Origin of the sequence: Vreelandella olivaria (genome assembly GCF_023507745.1) — a bacterium.
GTDB classification, from domain to species: Bacteria; Pseudomonadota; Gammaproteobacteria; order Pseudomonadales; family Halomonadaceae; genus Vreelandella; species Vreelandella olivaria_A.
In genome coordinates, this window is the sequence record NZ_JALPZO010000109.1 from 24,846 (window position 1) to 46,611 (window position 21,766).

At 64.9% G+C, this 21,766-nt stretch carries 21 protein-coding genes; 19 read left to right on the top strand and 2 right to left on the bottom strand.

Features of this window, described 5'->3' with window-relative positions; genetic code table 11:
- Positions 1-163: 163 nt before the first annotated feature.
- Positions 164-973, top strand: coding sequence for an SDR family oxidoreductase (locus tag HP566_RS08870; RefSeq protein ID WP_249976900.1), 810 nt, complete (start codon positions 164-166; stop codon positions 971-973).
- Between the two features lie 19 nt (positions 974-992).
- Positions 993-1,754 carry an SDR family NAD(P)-dependent oxidoreductase gene (locus HP566_RS08875; RefSeq protein WP_249976901.1) on the top strand — a complete coding sequence of 254 codons (762 nt, stop codon included), beginning with the start codon at positions 993-995 and terminating at the stop codon, positions 1,752-1,754.
- A gap of 113 nt (positions 1,755-1,867) precedes the next feature.
- Here the strand turns inward: HP566_RS08875 and HP566_RS08880 are convergent, their stop codons facing one another.
- Entirely contained in the window at positions 1,868-2,422 is a 555-nt protein-coding gene (locus HP566_RS08880) for a TetR/AcrR family transcriptional regulator (protein WP_102655599.1), read from the bottom strand.
- A gap of 85 nt (positions 2,423-2,507) precedes the next feature.
- Between HP566_RS08880 and HP566_RS08885 the strand changes: the two genes are divergently transcribed.
- Together HP566_RS08885 and HP566_RS08890 are read left to right on the top strand one after the other, a co-directional pair.
- On the top strand, positions 2,508-3,251 hold the full coding sequence (locus HP566_RS08885; protein WP_249976902.1) for an SDR family oxidoreductase: 744 nt from the start codon (positions 2,508-2,510) through the stop codon (positions 3,249-3,251).
- Positions 3,252-3,278: 27 nt separating this feature from the next.
- Positions 3,279-3,422: an alpha/beta fold hydrolase gene (locus HP566_RS08890; protein ID WP_133155006.1), complete on the top strand. Its 144-nt coding sequence runs from the start codon at positions 3,279-3,281 to the stop codon at positions 3,420-3,422.
- 8 nt (positions 3,423-3,430) lie between these two features.
- Here HP566_RS08890 and HP566_RS08895 read toward each other — a convergent pair whose 3' ends face one another.
- A complete protein-coding gene (locus HP566_RS08895; RefSeq protein ID WP_249976903.1) occupies positions 3,431-4,063 on the bottom strand; it encodes a TetR family transcriptional regulator in 633 nt (210 codons plus the stop codon).
- A gap of 366 nt (positions 4,064-4,429) precedes the next feature.
- Here HP566_RS08895 and HP566_RS08900 point away from each other — a divergent pair, with 366 nt between their 5' ends.
- From HP566_RS08900 to HP566_RS08970, 15 genes are all read left to right on the top strand, one after another.
- Positions 4,430-5,089 (top strand): O-methyltransferase, encoded by a 660-nt coding sequence (locus HP566_RS08900; protein ID WP_249976904.1) that lies wholly within the window; start codon positions 4,430-4,432, stop codon positions 5,087-5,089.
- Between the two features lie 76 nt (positions 5,090-5,165).
- Complete coding sequence (locus HP566_RS08905; protein WP_249976905.1) at positions 5,166-6,059, top strand: SDR family oxidoreductase; 894 nt, start codon at positions 5,166-5,168, stop codon at positions 6,057-6,059.
- Positions 6,056-7,246, top strand: coding sequence for a DUF3500 domain-containing protein (locus HP566_RS08910; protein ID WP_249976906.1), 1,191 nt, complete (start codon positions 6,056-6,058; stop codon positions 7,244-7,246). Before HP566_RS08905 ends, HP566_RS08910 begins: the two co-directional genes overlap by 4 nt.
- Before the next feature lie 112 nt (positions 7,247-7,358).
- Entirely contained in the window at positions 7,359-7,820 is a 462-nt protein-coding gene (locus tag HP566_RS08915) for a MarR family winged helix-turn-helix transcriptional regulator (RefSeq protein ID WP_249976907.1), read from the top strand.
- The gene (locus tag HP566_RS08920; protein ID WP_249976908.1) at positions 7,817-8,632 is read left to right on the top strand and encodes an NAD-dependent epimerase/dehydratase family protein; all 816 of its coding nucleotides are present in this window, start codon (positions 7,817-7,819) and stop codon (positions 8,630-8,632) included. The genes HP566_RS08915 and HP566_RS08920 overlap by 4 nt, the downstream gene beginning before the upstream one ends.
- Before the next feature lie 332 nt (positions 8,633-8,964).
- Positions 8,965-10,164: an alpha/beta hydrolase gene (locus tag HP566_RS08925; protein WP_249976909.1), complete on the top strand. Its 1,200-nt coding sequence runs from the start codon at positions 8,965-8,967 to the stop codon at positions 10,162-10,164.
- A gap of 13 nt (positions 10,165-10,177) precedes the next feature.
- A complete protein-coding gene (locus tag HP566_RS08930; protein WP_249976910.1) occupies positions 10,178-11,494 on the top strand; it encodes a sensor histidine kinase in 1,317 nt (438 codons plus the stop codon).
- A gap of 48 nt (positions 11,495-11,542) precedes the next feature.
- Complete coding sequence (locus tag HP566_RS08935; RefSeq protein WP_249976911.1) at positions 11,543-12,232, top strand: response regulator transcription factor; 690 nt, start codon at positions 11,543-11,545, stop codon at positions 12,230-12,232.
- 287 nt (positions 12,233-12,519) lie between these two features.
- Positions 12,520-13,194: a class I SAM-dependent methyltransferase gene (locus HP566_RS08940; RefSeq protein WP_249976912.1), complete on the top strand. Its 675-nt coding sequence runs from the start codon at positions 12,520-12,522 to the stop codon at positions 13,192-13,194.
- A gap of 166 nt (positions 13,195-13,360) precedes the next feature.
- Positions 13,361-14,344, top strand: coding sequence for an efflux RND transporter periplasmic adaptor subunit (locus tag HP566_RS08945; RefSeq protein WP_249976913.1), 984 nt, complete (start codon positions 13,361-13,363; stop codon positions 14,342-14,344).
- 3 nt (positions 14,345-14,347) lie between these two features.
- Positions 14,348-17,494, top strand: a complete 3,147-nt coding sequence (locus HP566_RS08950; protein WP_249976914.1) for an efflux RND transporter permease subunit — start codon at positions 14,348-14,350, stop codon at positions 17,492-17,494.
- Positions 17,495-17,810: 316 nt separating this feature from the next.
- Positions 17,811-18,515, top strand: a complete 705-nt coding sequence (locus HP566_RS08955) for a phosphatase PAP2 family protein (RefSeq protein ID WP_249976915.1) — start codon at positions 17,811-17,813, stop codon at positions 18,513-18,515.
- A 141-nt stretch (positions 18,516-18,656) separates the two neighbouring features.
- Entirely contained in the window at positions 18,657-19,112 is a 456-nt protein-coding gene (locus tag HP566_RS08960) for a GtrA family protein (protein WP_249976916.1), read from the top strand.
- Positions 19,102-20,169: a glycosyltransferase family 2 protein gene (locus HP566_RS08965; protein WP_249976917.1), complete on the top strand. Its 1,068-nt coding sequence runs from the start codon at positions 19,102-19,104 to the stop codon at positions 20,167-20,169. Before HP566_RS08960 ends, HP566_RS08965 begins: the two co-directional genes overlap by 11 nt.
- Positions 20,156-21,613 (top strand): ArnT family glycosyltransferase, encoded by a 1,458-nt coding sequence (locus HP566_RS08970; protein ID WP_249976918.1) that lies wholly within the window; start codon positions 20,156-20,158, stop codon positions 21,611-21,613. Before HP566_RS08965 ends, HP566_RS08970 begins: the two co-directional genes overlap by 14 nt.
- The last annotated feature ends 153 nt before the right edge of the window (positions 21,614-21,766 follow it).

Below are 21,766 nucleotides of genomic sequence, written 5' to 3' on the forward strand. Positions count from 1 at the left end.
CACGGCACTTGCGTCCTGTCCTCGCTGTTGCCGAAGGACACACAACCAGATCTTCATCGCCATGACGTTGAAAGCCCGCGATCACGGCGTGTTGCTCGAAGCTCCCATGGAACCCCGGCCGGTACGGTCGGCAGGTTCCGCACTCAACCGACCTGGAAAAAAAATGACCAAGACAATTCTGATTACCGGTGCCTCCAGCGGTATCGGCAAGGTAACCGCGAAGCTGTTCGCCGAGCGTGGCTGGAACGTCGTCGCCACGATGCGCAAACCTGAAAAGGAAGTGGAACTGCGCGCATTCGACAACGTCCTGGTGACCCACCTCGACGTGACCGACGCAGCGTCCATCCGCTCGGCCGTGGAAGCCAGCATCAGCCGCTTCGGCCGCGTCGACGCCTTGTTGAACAACGCCGGGTACGCGATCTGGGGGCCGCTCGAAGCGGTGCCGACGGATGCCATCCGCAAGCAGTACGAGACCAATGTCATCGGCGTCATGGAGACGACCAAGGCCCTGATGGGGCATTTCCGCGCCAATCGCGCAGGACTGATCCTCAACGTGTCGTCGATCGGCGGGATACTCACGTTCCCCCTCGGGACGCTGTATCACAGCACCAAATTCGCGATCGAAGGACTTTCGGAAGCCCTGAGCTTCGAGATGCGCGAGATCGGCGTCACCGTCAAGATCATCGAGCCGGGCGACACCTTGACGAACTTCAAGGTCGAGCTCGCCACGGACGATGCGATGCCCGAGTATCAACCGGTCATCGAGAAGTTCGCGCAAGGCTACAAGCCGATCAAGGCGGCGGGTTCCGAGCCCATCGTCATCGCCGAGGTCATTTTCAGGGCGGCGACCGATGGCACGGACCAGTTGCGCTATCCGGCGGGCGACGATTCGATTGCCAAGGTCGCCAAGCGAAAAGCCGAAGATGAAGCGACTTTTCTCGCCGATATACGCCGCCAGTTCGCCATCAACTAATACCAGAAGGATAGTTGCGATGACATCCAGATTCGAAAACAAGGTCGTCCTGATCACCGGCGCGGCCGGCGCCCTCGGCGAGGCCATGGCCCGCGCCTTCGCCGCTGAAGGCGCGCGCGTTGCATTGGCCGCGCGACCCCATCACCAGGAGAATGCCACCAGAGTGGCGGCCGAGATCGGTAACGATTCCCTGTACGTTGCGCTCGATGTGGCGGACGAGGCGAGTTGGACCGACGCGGTCGCCCACATCGAGGATCGCCTCGGCCCGATATCGGTGCTCGTTCTCAACGCGGCCCATGCGGCCAACGGAGGTGTCGAAAAGGTCGAGACCGCGCAGTGGCGGAAGTCGATCGAGACCAACCTGACCGGAAGCTTCCTCGGCATCCGCGCGGTCGCGCCCTCCATGCGCAGCGCCGGCGCCGGTTCGATCGTCATCGTGTCGTCCGTCGCCGCCCTCGACAAGGCGCCGGGTCTGGTCGCCTACGGGGCGAGCAAATGGGGCCTGAGGGGGCTGATGCGAACGGCGGCCTGGGAACTGGCGCGCGACAAGATCCGCGTGAACGCGCTGCATCCCGGGATCATCGAAACGCCGCTGGCCTACAATCCCGACACCGGCAAGCAGTGGGCGCCGACCGACAAGCTCGCCATTCCGCGAAATGCCGAGTCCGCGGAGGTCGCCAGGTACGTGCTGTTCATGGCGTCCGACGATGCCGCCTACACCACCGGCGCGGAATGGCTGGCGGACGGCGGCTTCATGCTGGGTCCTGTGGAGCCGTCATAGCGGCCATTGACAGCAACACCTGTATGGATGTCGTACTCGTGGCTCGCGAGGAGATGCCTGGTGCCGCCGCCCATGCGCCTGGACACATGGGTTGCCCGGAGGTTGCAGCCGCTTCAACGCACGCTGATGCCATCGAGGAACAGACCCGCCAAGTGTGCGATGCGCGACTTGGATGCGTCGCCCTGCTCAACGGCGAGCGAGATCGCCATGACCACGTACACGAGATCGTCGAAGGTCACATCGCCACGGATGACGCCGGCCTCCTGCGCGCGACGAAGCAGTCGATTGCCCTCTTCGCTGGTCGCGCGGCAACCCGGAGTACCGCTCTGGAGAACCGTCCCGAGCGATGTCGCAAGGCCGCGATAGACGTTCGTATGCACCACGAGCTCCTCGAGATAGGCACGCACCGCACATCCCGGCTCCATCTCGCCCCCCCGCGCACGGCTCACCTCTGCGAACGACAGGAGCCGCGCATTGTAGGTGGCCGCCAGAAGCGCCTCGCGGGTCGGGAAACGTCGATACAAGGTGCCGATCCCGACCCCCGCGCGCTTTGCGACGTCTTCCAGGGACGCGCCTACGCCCCGCTCCAGGAATACCTCTTCGGCCGCGGCGAGGATACGTTCGCGATTTCGTTGCGCATCGGCACGCAGCGTAGTGTCGTCGGTCAATGGTTTTCTTCTCATCACTTGAAAACTGGAGGATACCTCCATATTATAAGTGGATCAATCCTCCACTTAAACGACGAGCAGCGAAATGACCAGACAATTCGAGAACAAGATCGTGGCGATCACGGGCGGTAGCGAGGGCATCGGCTTTGCGACAGCGAAGTTGTTCGCGTCAGAAGGCGCACAGGTGTATGTGACGGGGCGCCGGCAAGAGCGATTGGACGAAGCCGTGAAAGCGATCGGCAACGGTGCCGTCGGCATCCAGGGCGACGTCGGCAACGGCGCTGACCTCGATCGACTCTACGCGCGCATCAAGCGCGATCACGGCAGGCTCGATGTGGTGTTTGCCAATGCGGGAATTTCCGAGTCCGCACCGCTCGGTGCGCTTGACGAGGCGCATTTCGATCGGCTGTTCGGCACCAACATCAAAGGCTTGATCTTCACTGTACAGAAGGCGCTACCGCTGATGACGGCCGGAAGCAGCGTGATCCTCACTGGATCCGTAGTGGGTAGCAAGGGACTCCCCAGCCTGTCGATCTACAGCGCTACCAAGGCTGCGATCCGTTCGTTCGCACGAACCTGGACAACCGACCTCAAAAGCCGGGGCATCCGCGTTAACGTGGTTTCGCCTGGTATGATCCACACGCCAGCGATGCAAACGTACCTGCAGAACAATGCGGGGGCGGAAGACGCGTTGAAGCAAATGACGCCGCTCGAGCGGCTCGGCCAGGCGGAAGAAGTCGCCAAGGCAGTGCTGTTCCTGGCTTCGAGCGATAGCAGCTTTATCGCGGGGGAGGAACTCTTCGTCGATGGCGGTTGCGTGGCGGTATAGCGTTGGATCGGCGGCGGCCACGGCGGCATGGGGCAGTACCAGGTCGACCAGATGCGGCGCTACGCCACCGACGTGACGGGCCTGGTGATGCCTGGCTGCGGTCATTGGCTGCCGGAGGAGTGCACAGCGCCGCTGAACTCGGCGGTGGTTGACTTCCTGCAGGCGCGCTGAGTCGTTGGCTATCCGTTATCGAGACTGTTCAGATAGGCGCAAAACATGTCGGCCATCGCATTGGCGTAGGTGTCGATTTCCGCTCGCGTCCGGGGCGTTTCCGAAAAACTCTTGCCCACCGCACTGAAGGTGGTGGTGATCAGTTCTCCCGCCAGTGCACGGGTGGTGGTGGAGACGTTGGGAAGCAGCTCCTCCATGAACCGTTCGAGGGTCCGATCCCCCGAGGCGCGCGCCTGCCGCGCCTCGGGGGCGTCGCGATAGAGTGGGGCGGCATCATTGAGGGCCACACGCATCTCCGCCTCGTCGCACTCCGAACGGATGAAGGCATGGACCAGCGCGCGCAAGCGATCGAGCGCCGGTGTCCCGGTGTCCTCGATAATGTCGCGCAGCATATCGGACGTCCGTCTCCACTCGTCCGTCTGGAGCTGGAAGAGAATCGCCGCCTTGTTCGGGAAGTATTGATAGACCGAGCCGACGCTGACCCCGGCCTTCTCGGCCACCCGGGCGGTGGTGAAACGGGTGACGCCTTCCTCGGCCAGGACTTGAACCGCCGCTTGCAGGATCGCCGCGACCAACTCGGTCGAGCGGGCCTGTTGAGGTTGCTTCCGGGAAGAGAGCTGGGGACGACGTCGGTGGGTCATGGTGGTATCGGGGCGCAAGGAGCACGGCAAGTGGAAGGAAAGAGGGGTCAATCGACCGGGTTCTTGATGCGATGCATCGGTCGCATTCTAGGCTGGGCTGGCCGAGACCTCAACCGGGCACTTCTATTATCCCGAACTCAAACCTGAGTCATGTCGCCGCGACCCGCCTTGCATGTCCACCCAATTGGGGGCCAGCCCACGCGCCATCAGAGGTTTCGGCGGATCGCATGGGGAAGGAGAACGCGACCTGCAATGCGAATATCAAATGTGGATGTCTGGTCGTATCATTCGATTAAATGCGATTTATTGATCGCATTTTATTCCAGCCCTCGAAACAGGGCGCCCGACCCTCGACCGGACACCCCCATGACCACCACACTGACCACCTCGCCACTGGCACCCCTGCTGGACCGTCTGTTCGCTCAGGCCGATGCGGCAACCAGCCCGGCCCTGGCCGGCATTTCCCGCGAAGAGCGCGAGCGGCTGATGCACAGCAGGACCGAGTACCTCGACTTCTACGGGCGGCTGAAGGACCTCTGGCTGCCCGTATCGCGCGAAACCGGCACGCTGCTTTACCTGCTGGCGCGCGGCACCGGCGCGCGCAACATCGTCGAATTTGGCACCTCGTTTGGTATCTCCACGCTGCACCTGGCCGCCGCCTTGCGCGACAACGGCGGCGGTCGCCTGATCGGCAGCGAGTTCGAGCCCTCGAAAGTGGCGCGGGCGCGCGAGCACCTGGCCGAAGGCGGCTTCGCCGATCTGGTGGAGATTCGTGAAGGCGACGCGTTGACGACGCTGGCGGCTGATCTCCCCGACACCATCGACCTGCTGTTGCTCGACGGCGCCAAGGCGCTCTACGGCGACATTCTGTCGCTGATGGAGAGCCGCCTGCGACCGGGCGCGCTGATCGTCGCCGACAACGCCGACGACAGCCCGGACTACCTGGCGCGGGTGCGTTCGCCCGCCGGCGGCTACCTGTCCGTGCCGTTTTCGCGGGACGTCGAACTCTCCATGCGGCTGGGCTGAACGATTTCCAGGCGCGAGGCCGCGCCCCGACCGCAACAAGCTCTGCCATTCAACCCTGAATTTCCAGGAGAAAGCCATGCACGTATTCGTAACGGGCGCCACCGGCTGGGTCGGTTCGGCCGTCACCGACGATCTGTTGAAAGCGGGCCACCAGGTCACCGGCCTGGCGCGCTCCGACGACAAGGCCGCGGCCCTGGCCGCGACCGGCGCGAAGGTGATCCGCGCCACGCTCGATGATCTCGATGCCTTGCGCGACGCTGCGGCGGCGGCGGACGCCGTGATCCATACCGCCTTCAATCACGATTTCTCCAGGTTCGCCGAGAGTGCGGAGCAGGACCGCCGCGCGATCGAGGCGCTCGGAAGCGCGCTGGCGGGGTCCGCCCGCCCGCTGCTCGTCACCTCGGGGTTGTCGGGGCTGGCCCGCAGCGCCGTCGAGTCCGACCTGCCTGGTGAGGCCGGCCCGCGAATGTCGGACGCCACCGCACGGGCCTTGGCGCAACGCGGCGTACGCGCGGCGACCGTTCGCCTGCCGCCGTCGGTGCATGGCCTTGGCGATCACGGCTTCGTTGCGATCCTGATCCGTCTGGCGCGGCAGACGGGGGTATCGGCCTATATCGGCGAAGGCCGGAACTGCTGGTCCGGCGTGTACCGGCTCGATGCCGCGCGCGTCTATCGTCTTGCGCTGGAGCACGGCGTGACCGAGCCGGCCTACCACGCGGTGGCGGACGAGACGGTGCCGTTCAAGGCCATCGCGGAGGTGATTGGCCGCCGCCTCGACCTGCCGGTCGAATCGCGGGAGCGCGGGCATTTCGGCTGGTTCGCCAGTATGGCCGGCGCGGAGATGTCCGTTTCCAGCGCACGCACCCGTGAGCGGCTGGGCTGGACGCCGCAAGGCCCCGGTCTGCTCGCCGATCTCGACCAGCCCGGCTACTATGCGCCGGCCCCGGCCGTGGCGGGGGGCGCGCGATGAACCTGAAAAGCGCCCTGTGGCGCAGACCCCTTGCCTTGTCGGGGCGTGTGGCGACGGTTTCCATCGGCTCCGTACCCCGCAAGATGCTGGTGGGTGCGTTCATCGCCATCCTGGGCTGCGGCGTGTGCGCCGCCGCCGCCGACGGCTCCGTGCAGGCAGCGCCATCGCCGGCGACCGGCGCCGACGGCAGCTTGGCTTTCGAAACTGCAAACGGTTCCGGCGCCGCGGTCCTCGACCGGGCGAATGCCTTCATGGCGACGCTCGACAACGGGCAGCGCACCGCCCTGGTCCAGGCCTACACCTTCGCCAACGCCGCCAGATGGCACACCTATCCCCAGTGGGGGCTGAGCCGCGGCCAGGCCCGGCTTGGCCTGGCCTTGGGGACGCTTTCCGACGCGCAGTGGAGTGCGCTGAACGCTCTGCTTGCGGCGGCGACCGGCAGCGGCAGCAACGAAGGCTTCGATGAAATCCAGCAGCATCTCGCGGCGGACGACTGGATCCGGCGCAACGGTGGCCGAGAGGGCTACGGCAGGGGCAATTTCTATATCGCATTCTTGGGGGCGCCGTCGGACACCGGCATCTGGCAGCTTCAGTTCGGTGGACATCACCTCGCGCTGACCCACACCTACCGGGACGGGGTTCTGGTCGGGGCGACGCCGTCGTTCCGGGCGATCGAGCCCCACGCCGTCGTCGAACTCGACGGAATCACCATTCGCCCCCAGCGCGACGAGTGGCAGGCGTTCGTCTCGCTGCTTGCCTCGCTCGACCCGGTCCAGACCGCCGCCGCCGAGCTTGGCAGGCAACAAAGTGAGCTTCTGCTGGGGCCGGAAGCACGGCGCAAGGACTGGAACTTCCCGGCCAGGGCGGAGGGCATCCCGGCGATGTCGCTGAGCCAGACACAACGCGCGCTGCTGCTCCACGCGATCGGCCTGTACGTGAACGACGTCGCCGATGCGGACGCCGAGCTGATTCTCGCCCGGTACCAGCGCGAGCTTGACGCTACGTATCTGGGTTTTTCCGGTTCCACCTCGCTCGCCCGCACCGGCGACTACGTGCGTATCGACGGGCCTTCGGTCTGGATCGAACTGGTCATGGACCCGCCTTACTCCACCGACCAGCCCCACGTCCATGCCGTCTGGCGCGACAAGCGCACGGACTATGGCGGCACCCGACCCGGCGACAGGTAGCCCTTTCGCTCCCGCGGACGCTGTTCGGCGCCGACGCGGGCCTCTGCGCTCGCGCATGGTGGTTCAGTCAGATCGGCTTGATTTTTTGTTTGCTAGCTAGCATAATTGTTTTATGGCAAACAAATCAGACAAATTCCAGCGCGACGCGGTGGCCGCATGGGCGAAACGCTGCTATCTCGCAGGCCGCGCAGTCATGGATGCGGCCCTTCGCCCCTATGACATCGGCTCCACGCAATGGTACGTGCTGTATCAACTGGCCCATCACGGGCCGACGATGCAGCGCGACCTGTTGCGCATGCTGCAGATCGAACGCGCGACCTTGAGCATCGTCGTCGGGGCGCTGGTTCGCAAAGGGCTGGTCGAACAGGTGCCCGACACTATCGACCGGCGACAGAAACGTCTGCAGATGACGGTCGCCGGCACGAAACTATGGGGCGAACTGCCCGACCTCACTTTTATTCGCAGTGTGGCGTTCGACGGCATCGACCAGGCCGAGATCGCCACCGCCATCAAGGTGCTCCAGACCGCCACCGGGCGGCTCGATGAGCTTTTACGACAAGGAACCGACACATGACGATTCTGATAACAGGTGCGACCGGACTGGTGGGTACGCGTCTTCTGCCGCGTCTCGTGGCTGCCGGTGAGGATTGCCGCGCCATCCTGCGCGCGGGAAGCGATGTGCCTGTCGGCGTAACGGCTGTGGAGGGTGATCTTCTGAACCCTGAATCGCTCGAACAGGCGGTGGAGGGGGTCTCGGCGATCATCCATCTTGCTGCTGTGTTCCGCACCCCCGACACGGACCTGATCTGGAAGATCAACCTCGAGGGGACACGCAACCTGATTGCCGCCGCCAAAGCGCATGCGCCCAAGGCGCGTTTCATCATGGCGAGTACCAGCCACGTCTATGACCCGGACACCCCGCATCCCGGTCGCGAAGAGGATGTGACCAACCCGACCCTGGCGTATCCGGCCAGCAAGGTTTCAGCCGAGAAGGAATTGCGCGAAAGCGGGCTGAACTGGTCGGTTCAGCGCTTCGGCTTCGTCTATGGCGACCAGGATGGGCATCTTGAAGTGCTGCCCAAGCTGGCGACTAATGCCAAACTTCATCCGGCTCAAAAGATGAGCATGGTTCACCACAGGGACATTGCCACTGCCATCGATCTCGCGCTCTCGGGCGCGCTGGACGGGCGCATCGTCAATATCACCGATGACGCACCCACATCGCTCTACGAGTTGACCGCGCTGGTCGGCGAGGCGATGGAGCCATCGTCCGAGCCGTTGGCCAACCCCTGGCATCTGCACATGGACGGCTCGCTGGCGCGTCGCCTCGGCTTCCGGCCGAGTGTGAGGACCGTCTACCAGGCCGTTGAGGAAAAGCTGTTGTGATGCGACGACGCATAAGCGGCGACAGCCCCCCGCTTATGCGCCGCGCCGCCAGATGCTCTGGGCAGTGCCTGCCAAAACCTGAACTGTGGCTTTCAGGGTCGCTGCCACGCGTTCGGTCGAATGGGCCGTTCAAGGCTGCTTTCGCGAGGAAATCCGCGGACGGCGGCGGTGGGTCATCGGCGTGCCAGGACGGGAAAGACAATGCGAATAGGCAGAGCGGGCAACCCATCGTATCCTTTAATGCGACTGATTGATCGCAATCTGGTCCGCGCAGAAAGGCGCTCAACCGACGACCGGGAACCACTCTGACCACAACCCAGGAGGCCATTGCCATGCTGGCTCGATATCGCGTGCTCTTTTCCTGCCTCTTTGCAGGTGTCACGTGCCTGGCATTTGCGGAACAGGACTCGATGCGTACCGGCACCGTTTCGCCCATGACCGGATTCGCGGACTTCCAGACCTACGTACAGGCATCGCGGAACCGGGTCCAGGAAACCCGTGACTTCCAGACGGACAACCCAGGCGATGAACTGAACTGGAACTCACCCTTCGAGCTTCGCCCCGACGCTCCCTCCCGCAAGGCGATGCTGCTGATTCACGGTCTTGGCGATTCCCCCTGGTCATTCGTCGACATCGCGCAGGATCTCGTGGCCCAGGGCTATACCGTACGCACGCTGTTGCTGCCGGGGCACGGCACCAGGCCCGCCGATCTGGTCGATGTGCGGCTGGAGGAGTGGCAGCAACTGGTGCGGGAGCAGGTTGCGCTGCTGCATCGGGATTTTTCGGAGGTTTACCTGGGGGGCTTCTCGACAGGCGCCAATCTCGCGCTCGAATACGCCGTGGGCGATCCGCAGGTTCGCGGCCTGTTGTTGTTCTCGCCCGCCTTGCGCTCGAACGAGTATTTCGCTTGGGCCACGCCGTGGCTGGCACATGTCAGGACATGGCTGCTGTCGACGGGTCCTCATCCCCAACAGTCGCCGCTGCGCTATCACAACGTGCCCACCAACGGGTTCGCGCAGTTCCACCGCAGCAGCGTGGCGGCGCGCAGGGCCATCAGGGAAAGAGGCTTCGATCGTCCCGTGGTCATGGTGCTGGCCGAGCACGATTCCGTCGTCGACGTGCGTTATGTGCGCAGGGCCTTCGATCGCCACTTCACCCATGCCGCCAGCCGTCTGATCTGGTATGGGCGGGTGGCAGACGACGCGGCTGCCTTGCCGCGCATTCTGGAGCGGACCGACTTCCTGCCGCAGGAGCGTATCAGCCAGTTTTCGCACATGGGCATCCTGTTCTCGCCACAGAACGCGCTGTACGGACGATCCGGCAGCGAACGCATCTGCTGGAACGGTCAGACGGATGAGGCCACGGTGCGCTGCCTGTCCGGCGAGCCGGTCTGGTATTCCGACTGGGACTATCGCGAAAAGGGCAAGGTGCATGCGCGCCTCACCTTCAACCCCTATTTCGACTGGCAGTCGCAGGTGATTCGGGAGGTGCTGGCCTCCACCAGCGACCTTGCCATGAATGATGCGCGGTAACCGACGAATGGCGATGATTGCAACCGACTCCATAGAACGCCGCATCCTTCACTATGTCATCGGATCGGTGTTGCTCACCCTGCTGGTGACCATAGCAGGCATATCCTTCGTGAATGGTCTGTTCGAGAAGAGCCTGCTGACCCGCCAGATGCAGGAAGAGCGCAGTTTCATCCTGAGCCAGGCCAATCTGCATGAGCCGTTTGTGTGGAACACGGCGACCGTGCAGGGCTTCTACGTGCCGGCGTCCCTGCAGGGCGACGTCGAGATTCCGGAGATTTTTCGCACCCGCGAATTCCCTTTCACCGGCGAAATCGAGGTGGGCGGGAAAAAATACATGCTGCAAAACGCGCCTGTCGACGGCGGACGCATGTATCTGGCCAAGGACATCAGCATTTACGAAATACAGGGTGTGGCCTACAAGTGGGTGCTTGGGGCGATCAGCCTGATGCTGTTGACCCTGGCCGTGCCATTTGCCCGCATCACGAGTCGACACCTGGTCACGCCGCTGGTGGATCTGATGGGGCAGATCAAGTCCATCGAACCCGCGCCAACCATGCCCCACCTTGCCGAGGACGGTGTCGATCAGGAGTTGCTGGTGGTGGTTCGAACGCTCAACCGCTTTCTCGATGAGATGGAAACCTATGTCAAGCGGGAAAAGATGCTGCTGGGAATGGCGAGCCACGAGTTGCGCACACCGATCTCGATTATCGCGGGCGCCCTGGATGGCATCGAGGCGCGCGGGGAGACGCCCACCGCCGATGCCAGGGCCATGCGGCGCATCCGTCGCGCCGTCAATGGGATGGGCACGAGTGTTCACGCCATTCTGAGTCTGATGCGCCACGGTGATCCGGTGAGCGAAGGTGTTGCGCTCCTTCTCGTGGTGCAGGAGGAAATGAAGGATGTCGATCACATCCATCAGGGTGCACGTAAGCGGGTACGCTTGCATGGCGAGGCGGATCCCCGCCTGCTTGCCGACCCTGCGCTGGTGAGGATGCTGCTGCGCAATCTGATGCACAACGCGCTCCAGCACACAAGCGGGGCGGTCAATGTGGTCATCGATACCAACTGGATCGAGTTCAGGGATGAAGGGCCTGGATTGCCGGAGCACTACCGCGCCTTGCTGACCGCGCCACCCGTCGTACCGACGTCGGGCGCGGCGGGGCTGGGGCTGTTCATCGCCACCTTGATCTGCGAGCGCCTGCGATGGCAGTTGAAGTGGGTGAACGCTGCCGCTGGCGGGACGGTGCTGCGTGTGACATTTGGGGCCGTGCCGGCCGATGCATTCACCCGGGGAGACTGCAAGTGGCCCCGGGCCAAAGTGGCTGCCTGATGGCCCTGCGCGCCTCGCTGGCATGACAGGCAAGCATGGGAAACCAGTATGAGAAACAAGACCCGGGTTCTGATCGTCGAAGACAACGCCGATCTGGCGGAGAACATCTTCGAATTTCTCGGCGAGAATGAATATGAGCTGGAATATGCATCGGGCGCATTGACGGCGCTGCACCTGCTCGACAGCCAGAGCTTCGATGTCATCGTGCTGGACATCATGCTCTCCGGCGCCTCGGGACTCGACATCGCCCGTCGGCTGCGCAAGGACATGAACGACCAGACGCCGATCATCTTCATGACGGCAATGGGGGCGATAGAAAACAAGGAAGACGGCTATTCGAGTGGTGGTGACGATTATCTCGTCAAGCCGTTCGATCTCAGAGAGCTGGCATTGCGCATCGATGCCCTGCATCGGCGAAGATCGCGCATCGACACGGTGCTGCGCGCGGGGGATGTCAGTTTCAACCCCGGCACGCTGGAGGTCCATGTCGAGCCCCGGGGAAAGCTCCGGCTGTCGGGATTGGCCGCGCACATCTTCGAGGCGCTGATCCGCAGTCATCCGGATTTCATTTCCTATGCCTCATTGAGCGCCAGGCTCTGGCCGGAACAGGGCGTCGATGCCAATACGTTGCGCACGCATATCTGGCTGCTGCGCAAGCAGCTCCAGGAAGCCTATGGGATGCCCATGATAAAAACGCTGCATGGTCGGGGATATATTCTCGACGTTTCGGGACAGTGAGGTATGTCCGGGTTGGATTCCCCAGGGCCACCTCGCGTTTTTGGATTTGATGAATTATTGATGCCCCCTTGACAGGGGCTTGGTGGGCAGCCCCGTACAGTTCCAATTATCTATCGTCGTATATGATCGGCTGACGCCTGAATAGCCGACAGCATTCTGCGTACTCGATGAGTGGCCTGCGCAAGGCTGGTTTTCAGCGTGCTCCGCGCATTTTTCGATGCCCGTGCACGCAGAGATGCCGTGCAGGCACTCGTACCGAAATCGAAGACCTCGAAAAAGAGAGACCCATGGGCCGGAATATGCACCGTAGCAGCCTGGCCGACACAGTCGGCTTCTTCAAAGCGTGGCTCGTCGATCCCCGGCGGGTGGCGGCGATCGTCCCCTCGGGACGCGCGCTGGCCAGCCTGATCACCTCGGAGATCTCCGCACAGACGGGCCCGGTGATTGAGCTTGGGCCGGGCACCGGCGTTTTCACCCACGCGCTGATCGAACGTGGCGTCGCTCAGGAAAACCTGGCGTTGATCGAATACGGTGCGGTGTTCGCCGCCAGGCTGGAGCACCAGTTCGAGCGCGCCCACACGGTGTGCATGGATGCCGCGCGGCTGAAGAAAGCCGAACTGTTCGAGGGGATGCAGGCGGGCGCCGTGATCAGTGGCCTGCCGTTGCTGTCGATGCCGCCGCGCAAGGTCATGGCCATTCTCGATGGCGTGTTCACCAGGCTGCGATCCGACGGGGCCTTCTATCAATTCACCTACGGTCCGACTTGCCCGGTTCCCCGCGCACTGCTCGATCGCCTCGGGCTCAAGGCGATCAGGATTGGCCGCACCTTCGCCAATGTGCCGCCCGCGTCGGTCTACCGCATCGTCCGACGCCCGCCGCGCTATGAGGCCGTTCGCCTGGTCCAGGGAACGCAGCCGTCGGCCGTGGACGCTGTTGACCGCGAGCGGGATCGACATGCGTAGCCCGTGCCGCTGCCAGCCTCCAGCGTGGCGACGCAGACAACCTGGCACCTGGCGCGCGGGTGCCCGAGGCGGGCTCCCGGCGTGCCTCTTCCTGCTGCTTGCCGCCTGTGGCGCGCCGTCCAACGATACCGGGGAAGATGCGCATGTTGCCGCCGCGCGCGTTACCGTGGCGCCAGCGGAGCCCGCCGCATTCGGCGAGCGATTCACCCTCTCCGGAACCCTGACCGCCGAGCGCCAGACACGCCTGTCGCCCCGCGCCGACGGGCTGGTGGCCCAGGTGCACGTCGATGCCGGTGACCAGGTCGAGGCCGGACAGGTGCTGCTCGAACTCGACGCCGCCATTGCCCGTCAGGCACTCTTGCGCGCCCAGGCCCAAACGGAGGAAGCCGAGGCCGCCCTGCGCGAGGCGCAGCGCCTGGTGGTCGAGGCGCAGCGGCTGATCGAACACCAGGCCATCCCGGCCACGGAGGTCGAGGCGCGGGCCGCCGCCCTGGACTTCGCCCGCGCCGCGGCGGCGTCCGCCCGCGCCAATGTGCGCGAGCAGGCGGAGCAGGTCGAGCGGCACGTGCTGCCAGCCCCCTTCGCCGGCGTGATTGCCGAGAAACTCAGCGAGGCCGGCGAATGGGTGCAGCGCGGCACACCGGTGCTGTCGCTGGTGGCGACCGAGCGCGTACGGCTGGATCTGCGTGTGCCGCAGGAACGCTTTGGGCAGATCGCCGATGATGCGCAGGTGCGCGTGTTCGCCGACGCCCTTGGCGGTACGCCGTTGCAGGCGAGCGTCGGCGCGCGGGTGCCGGTCACCGACCCCGGTGCGCGGACTTTTCTGTTGCGCCTGCTGGTGGCAGACCCGCAGGGTCGGCTGCTGCCGGGGATGTCGGCGCGGGCCGAGATCGACCTGCCGCCCGGCGCCGCCGCGCCGGCGATCGACCGCGATGCGCTGCTGCGCCAGCCGGACGGCAGCCACAGCCTGTTCGTCGTCGAGGAGACCGATGGCGGGCCGGTCGCCCGGCGCCGCAGCGTGCGGATTCTCCACGACCGGGATGGCAGCGTCGCCCTCGCGGGCGACGATGTCAGGCCGGGCGAACGGGTGGTGATCCGCGGCAACGAAGCCCTGGCCGACGGCCAGCCGCTGGACCTGGTGGAGCGCTGAGCCATGGGCTTCGACCGCGTTCTGCGCCATGGCACCCTGATCGCCGTGGCGGTCCTGATCCTCTGCGTGCTGGGGGGCAGCGCCGCGCTGCGGGTGCCGGTGCAGATGATCCCCGATCTCGAAGTGCGCACCATCAGCGTCGACACGCGTTGGCCCGGCGCCTCGCCGCGGGACGTGGAGCAGGAAATCCTGATCGAGCAGGAACAGTACCTGCGCACGCTGCCCGGCCTGCGTCGCATGGTTTCCACCGCCAGCACCGGGCAGGCCAGCATCGTGCTGGAGTTCCCCTTCGGGGTCGATATCAACGAGGCGCTGATCCGCACCAACAACGCGCTCAGCCAGGTCTCCGGTTATCCGGAGAACGCGGACGCGCCTGCCTTGACCACGGTCTCGGTCTCCGAGGAGCCGTTCATGTACTTCCGCGTCGGTCCGCGCGCGGATGGCGGCGCGGACCTCGATCTGGCGATGCTGCGCGACTTCCTGCAGGACGAGGTGCGGCCACGCCTGGAGCGCGTCGACGGTGTTTCTCTGGTGGAGATCAGGGGCGCGGAAGAACGCCAGGTGCGCATCGAGGTCAATCCGCATCGCCTGGCCGAGCGTGGGCTGGACATGATCGACCTGCGCGACGCGCTGCGGGCGCGCAACCTCGACCGCTCCGCCGGCGATCTGGACAGCGGCAAGCGCAGCGTGCTGGTGCGCACGGTCGGGCGTTTCCGCACGCCTGCCGAGATCGGCGAGCTGATCGTCGCCGAGCGCCAGGGCGCCCTGGTGCGCCTGTCCGACCTGGCCGACATCCGCCTCAGCCACCACGAACTGCGCGAAAGCGCGTACTACAACGGCCTGCCGGCGCTGTTCCTGGCGGTGCGCCGCGAGACCGGCTCCAACGTGATCCAGACCAAGTACGCGGTGCTGCCCGAGGTCGAGGCGATCAACGACGTGCTCATGGCGCCGCTGGGGCTGGAGATCACCCTGGCCAGCGAGGACGCGCGCTACGTCGAGGACTCGGTGGCCAACGTCTGGAGCAACCTGGTCTTCGGCGCGGCGCTCGCGACCCTGGTGATGTTCGCCTTCCTGCGCTCGGCGCGCAGCACCTTCGTCGGCGTGATCGCCATCCCGATCTGCACCATTGCCGCCTTCATCGGCCTGCTGCTGGCCGGGCGCACGCTGAACGTGATTTCCATGGCTGGCGTGGCCTTCGCCATCGGCATGACCCTGGACAACACCATCGTGGTGCTGGAGAGCATCGACCAGGCGCGGCGCCGTGGCCTGGGCCGCTTCGAGGCCGCTGTGGCCGGCGTGCGCCGGGTCTGGCCGGCGGTGCTGGCCTGCACCCTGACCACCGTGCTGGTGTTCGCGCCGACCCTGTTCATACGCGAGGAATCGGGGCAGCTCTACTCGGATATCGCCATCGCCATTTCCGCCTCCATCCTGGCGTCCATGGTCGTGGCGGTGACCGTGCTGCCGGCGCTGGCCTCGCGGCTGATGCCCTCGGTGACGGCGGGAAAAACCGCCGACGGCGATGCGTTCGAGCGCATCGGCCAGCGCCTGGCCGCGCTCCACGCCACCTGGCCGCGGCGCGCCGCGGTGCTGGTCGGCACGCTGGTCGCCGCGGTGCTGGCCGTGACGCTGCTGACGCCGCCGGCCGAATACCTGCCCGAAGGCGAGGAAGCGAAGGTCTTCTCGCGCATGATCGCGCCGCCCGGCTACAACCTGTCCGAGATGGAGGGTATCGCGCAGGAGCTGATCGCGGCGCTGCGTCCGCGGCTCGACGACGCGCCCGGGCGTTACGCCCGTGGCGAGACGGACATGCCGGCGCTGAACGTCTTCAGCGTGTTCGTGGACCCGCAGGGCATCAGCGCGATGACCGATCCGCAGAACCCGGCCGAGGTCGATGCGCTGATCGGCGCGCTGGAGGCGCTCTACACCGCCTGGCCCGGCATGCGCGCCTTCGCCTCGCGCGGCTCGATCATTTCCAACGACGAAGGCGGCACCCGCAGCATCAATCTGGACATTGCCGGTAGCGACCTGGCGCAGATCTACCGCGTCGCCGGCCTGGCCTACGCGCGCGCCGGCAGCCTGTTCGAGGGCGCCCAGATCGGCTCCGAGCCCGGCTCGCTGAGTCTCGACCAGCCCATGCTGGAGGTGCGGCCGCGCTGGGAGCGGCTGGCCGAAGTCGGCCTCGACGCGGAGCGCTTCGGCTATTCGGTCGCTGCGCTCAGTGATGGCGCCTTCGCCGACGAGATGATCCTGGACGACCGCCGGGTCGACATCTACCTGTTCAGCAGCGCCGGCAGCGGGCAACGGGTCGAGCGCCTGCGCGACCTGCCGATCGCCACGCCGTCCGGCGCGCTGCTGCCGTTGTCCGCGCTGGCCGACCTGCATGAATCGGTCGATAGCGACAGCATCCGCCGGCTGGACGGCCGCCGCACCGTCACGCTGAACATCGTGCCGCCGCGTTCGCTGGCGCTGGAGACCGGGGTCGCGCGCGCGCGGGCTGAACTGATCGACGCCATGCGCGCCGCCGGCGAGATTCCGCACGGGGTCTCGATCGATATTTCCGGCGCCAGCGACCAGCTCGACGCCACGCGCGAGGCGGTCGCCGGCAATTTCGCCATCGCCGTGCTGCTGTGCTACCTGATGCTGGTGGCGGTCTTCCGCCACTGGGGGCGGCCGCTGTTCGTCATGGCCACGGTGCCCATCGGCATGGCGGGCGGGATCGTCGGCCTGGCGCTGCTCAACGGCGTGGGCGCCGCGTTCGGCATCCACCAGCCGTTCGACATGATCACCCTGCTGGGCTTCCTGGTGTTGCTGGGCGCGGTGGTCAACAACCCGATTCTGATCGTGCAGGAAGCCTGCACGCGTATCGAGGAGGGGGCCGCATCGGTGGTGGCGGCGGTGGACGATGCGGTGCGCATCCGCCTGCGGGCGATCCTGATGTCGAGCCTGACCACCATCCTGGGCGTGGCGCCGCTGGTGCTGATCCCTGGCGCCGGCACCGAGCTCTATCGCGGCCTGGGCGCCATCGTGATGTTCGGCATCGCCTGCTCCACGCTGGTCACCCTGACCTTCCTGCCCAGCCTGATGGTGGTGGCCATGGGCTGGCGCCGGCGCAGCGCCGGGCACAAGGCGCTGCACCCGGAGCGGCCATGATCCTTCGACCGATGACGGGCGGTGTCCTGGCCTTGCTGCTTGCCACACGGAAGGAAGCCGAAAACACCCTGATTCGCGTGACGCGTAGCGAACGCGACCACCTGCGCTCCTGAATTAGATGAATTCTTGATGGGTTCTTGACGAGGAGTTGGTGGGCGGCCTCGTACAGTCCCAAGCATCGCCGGGCACATGGATTGGATAATTCTTGAACCGCCGATAGCATCCCGCGCACTCGACGACGAGTTGCCTACACAGGACTGGCTTTCTGTACGCTCCGTGTATTTCTGGATGCTCCTACACGCTGTGAGGAGAGGCCGTGCAAGAATTGTTACCAGAATATAAAAATCTGAATTGGGCGACGCCCATCCGCTGGTTCTGGCGCATCTTCATGCCGGTTTGTATCCTGGCTGCTCTGGCAATATGGGGGGATGCTGCAATCGTGCAAATGGTTTATGAGTACCGAACGGTTGCAACTCACTACCTCGCCATTAACATTAGTAAACTTGCTAATCCACAGTTCTATGCAATCCCTGCCCTGGGCATTTATGTTGCCAGCCTGATCGCGCTTTCGATTTCCTTCCTCCAGCCTTGGAAGCTTCTGCTGGAGCGCTTGGTGCGCCAAAGCCTTCTCATGTTGCTGGCGTTGCTGACAGGTGGGCTTGTGACTTTCGCACTGAAGCATATCGTGGCGCGTGGACGGCCAACGTTGCTGTTAGAAAGTGAGTTCTATGGTATCTCAATGTCATTCACAGGGGCGCCGTTCAATTCATTTCCATCCAGTCATGCATTCACTGCATTCGGTGTGGCGTTCGCATTGGCGAACATCATGCCAGTCTGGCGCGTACCATTGCTGCTTGCAGCCTCTATGGTGGGTATGTCACGCGTCATTGCACTGGAGCATTTCTTGAGTGATGTAGTCGCATCCGCCTTCATTGCCGCCTGGTGCGTAAATATCTGGTCTGCCCGCATTCGTCAGTCCAACTGGGCTTTGCGGCAGCCTTGGCGGTGGTACAGGGGATAGGTGAGATGGGATTCTCCTTGTCTCACTGCCAGCGCCCTTTCTAGCGAGTGTCCAGCGCACTCATCCATGCCGTCTGATTTGATGAATTCTTGACCCCGGCTCGATGTTTGTCTGTTGACTGGCCAGGTAGATTCCCTGGTTATGAAACAAGACGACTTCACACACCAAGGCTTTGCCGCGCCTCGTCACCCTGCCTGGCTGGCGAGATTGCCCCGGTTCCTGGCGGCCGGAGGCATGGCGACCCTGCTGCACTGGGGGTTGATGGCCCTGCTGGTGGCCTGCAGCGTTCAGGCCTGGTGTGCTACGGCCCTGGGCATGGCCGTCGGTGCAACCGCCAATTATTTCCTGCAGCGCCGCTATGTCTTTTCCCCTGCGCGCGGATTTTCGCTTGGCGTCTATCTGCTTTCCGTCGGCATGGCCTGGTCGGTCAACCTGGTCGCCTTTCAACTCCTGCATGGCGGCGGCATGGGGATCGCGGCGGCCCAGTTCCTCAGCAGCGCAGGGGTTGCGCTGCTCAATTTCCTGTTCCTGCAAAAGTTCGCATGCCGGGCACCGGCATGGATTCGCGTTTCTTCCCGAGAGTCCCATGATGAGTGAACACCTTTCCGTCGTTGAAGCAGCCCGTTGCGTTGGATCATCGATGCCTTTGCCGTTCGATGACCTGGAGCCGGTGGTGCTGAGCGTGATCGTGCCCGCCTACAACGAGATCGCGGTACTGGAACTCTGTCATCGGCGTTTGCGTGGCGTCATGGAGGGCATCGGGCTGCCCTACGAGCTGCTTTACGTCGACGACGGCAGCCACGATGGCAGCGGCGAGGCACTGATGGCACTGGCGTCGCAGGACCGTCACGTGCGGGCGATCCGGCTCAGCCGGAATTTCGGCAAGGAGGCGGCGATCACGGCGGGCCTGGATCACGCCCGGGGGGAGGCGGTGATTCTGATCGATGCGGACCTGCAGGATCCGCCCGAGCTGATTCCGGACATGCTCGCGGCATGGCGCAGCACCGGCGCCGACGTCATCGCCATGCGCCGCCGCCACCGCTCCGGAGAAAGCTGGTTCAAGCGCGGTTGCGCCCATCTGTTCTACCGCCTTTTGAGCCGCTTGAGCGAGTTTCCGATTCCCGAGGACACGGGGGATTTCAGGCTGCTCAGCCGCAGGGTGGTCGATGCGATCAAGCGTCTGCCCGAACGCAGCCGCTACATGAAGGGGCTGTTCGCCTGGGTCGGCTTTCCCACGCATGAAATCCTCTATGACCGGGAACCGCGCGCGGCCGGGCACAGCAAGTGGGGGTTCTTCGGCCTCGTGCGTCTGGCGCTGGAGGGGGTGACCTCCTTCTCCGCGGCGCCCCTGCGCTGGGTCACCGGTCTGGGGCTGGTCACCGCGGCCGCTGGCGCGGCCTTTGGCCTCTTCATCGTCCTCAGGACGCTGCAGGGGCATCCCGCCCCGTCCGGCTATCCCTCCTCCATGGCGATGATGACGTTTCTGGGGGGCATCCAGCTGTTGTCCGTCGGTCTGCTGGGGGAGTACGTCGGCCGGATCTATGTCGAAACCAAGCAGCGCCCCCGCTATCTGGTGCGTGACATGGGCGAAACGGCCGGCAGGCCCGCATCCCGCCGGGAAAACGGCCAGGAGCCTTGCAATGAAGAGGCTTGATCTGCGTCGCCCCGCAGGCGCCATGCTGACCCTGGCGCTGGGGCTGCTGGGATTGCGGCTGGTCAGCATGCTGTGGGTTCCCTATATCGATACCACCGAGCCGCGCTATGCGGAAATCGCCAGGCTGATGGCGCAAAGCGGCGACTGGGTCACGCCGTGGTTCGAGCCGGGCGTTCCCTTCTGGGGCAAGCCGCCGCTTTCCTTCTGGTTGCAGGCGCTGTCGATGAAGTTATTCGGGCTGTCGGAGTGGGTTGCCCGCTTTCCCGCCTGGGTGGCCACCGCGCTGACCCTGTGGCCCCTGCATGCGCTGGCGCGGGCATGGGCGGGCCGCCGTGCCGCCGCCGCTGCCGTGCTGATTCATGTGACCTGCGCGCTGCCGTACATGATGGCCGGCGCGGTACTGACCGATCCCTTCCTGGCACTGGGCACCACGCTGTTCATGGCCGGACTGATGCTGCCGCAATGGCACTGGCGCCTGCTGGCCGCCGTGGGCCTGGCGATCGGCCTGCTCGCCAAGGGGCCGCTGGCGCTGGTTATCGTCGCGGGTCCGGCGGCCCTGTGTCTACTGGCCTACCGCCGCCGGGTATGGCCGGCGCTATCGATGCGCGGATGGCTGGTCGGCCTGGCGCTGGTGGCATCCCTGGTCGTGCCCTGGTACGTCATCGCCGAGATCAGGACGCCAGGCTTCTGGGACTACTTCCTGATCGGCGAGCATGTACGGCGGTTTCTGGAACCCGGGTGGGCCGGCGATCTGTATGGAACCGCCCATCGGCGGGCCATAGGGGCCATCTGGCTGGACTGGCTGGTCGCCACGCTGCCCTGGAGTCCCCTCGCCCTGGCGATGCTCGCCGCCGCGCTGCGCCATCGGCGTGGCCGCGGGGCCTTGCTGCGCCTGATCCGCAGACCGATGACCGGCTACCTGATCGCCTGGGCGTTGTTCGTGCCGCTGTTCTTTACGCTGTCCAGAAACATCCTCTGGACCTACGTGCTGCCGGCGTTGCCCGCGTTCGCCATCCTGACCGGCCGGGCGCTGGTCCTTGTCCTGCGACGGTTGAGGCTGGGACGATCACCCGCATTGCACGCGGTCGGCACCGCGCCAGCCTTGTTCGTTCCGGTCGTGACGCTGCTCGCGACGCTTGCGATCTGCTTCAACCCGGGATCGGTCAAGACCGAGAAGGCACTCATCCGCCAGGTGATGTCCGTGGCGCCGCCGGGCGCCACCCTGTGGTTCGTCGACAGCCGATCCTTCTCGGCCCGTTACTACTCGCGAGGGCAGGCATTGCTGATCTCGAGCGAAGAACTGCCGGCGCTGGTCGCCGGGACGGAAGGTGCGATCTTCATCGCCGCTCGCCCGGATGTCATGGCGCGCCTGCAGACCACCTTGCCATTGACCGCCTTGCCGCTGGCGGATAGCCGCCGGTATCGGGTGGGCAGGATTCGCTAGCGCTCGACGCCTGGCTGGCAGGGAAGGGCGCCGGACCTCGCTGCTATCAATGCGTGGCGGCGATGCCGTCGAGCTGCGTCGCTGGCAAGAGCGAGAAGGCCGAGCGCATGTGTCGTGCTTCCTGGCAGGAATGAACCTATCCGACGAGGTACG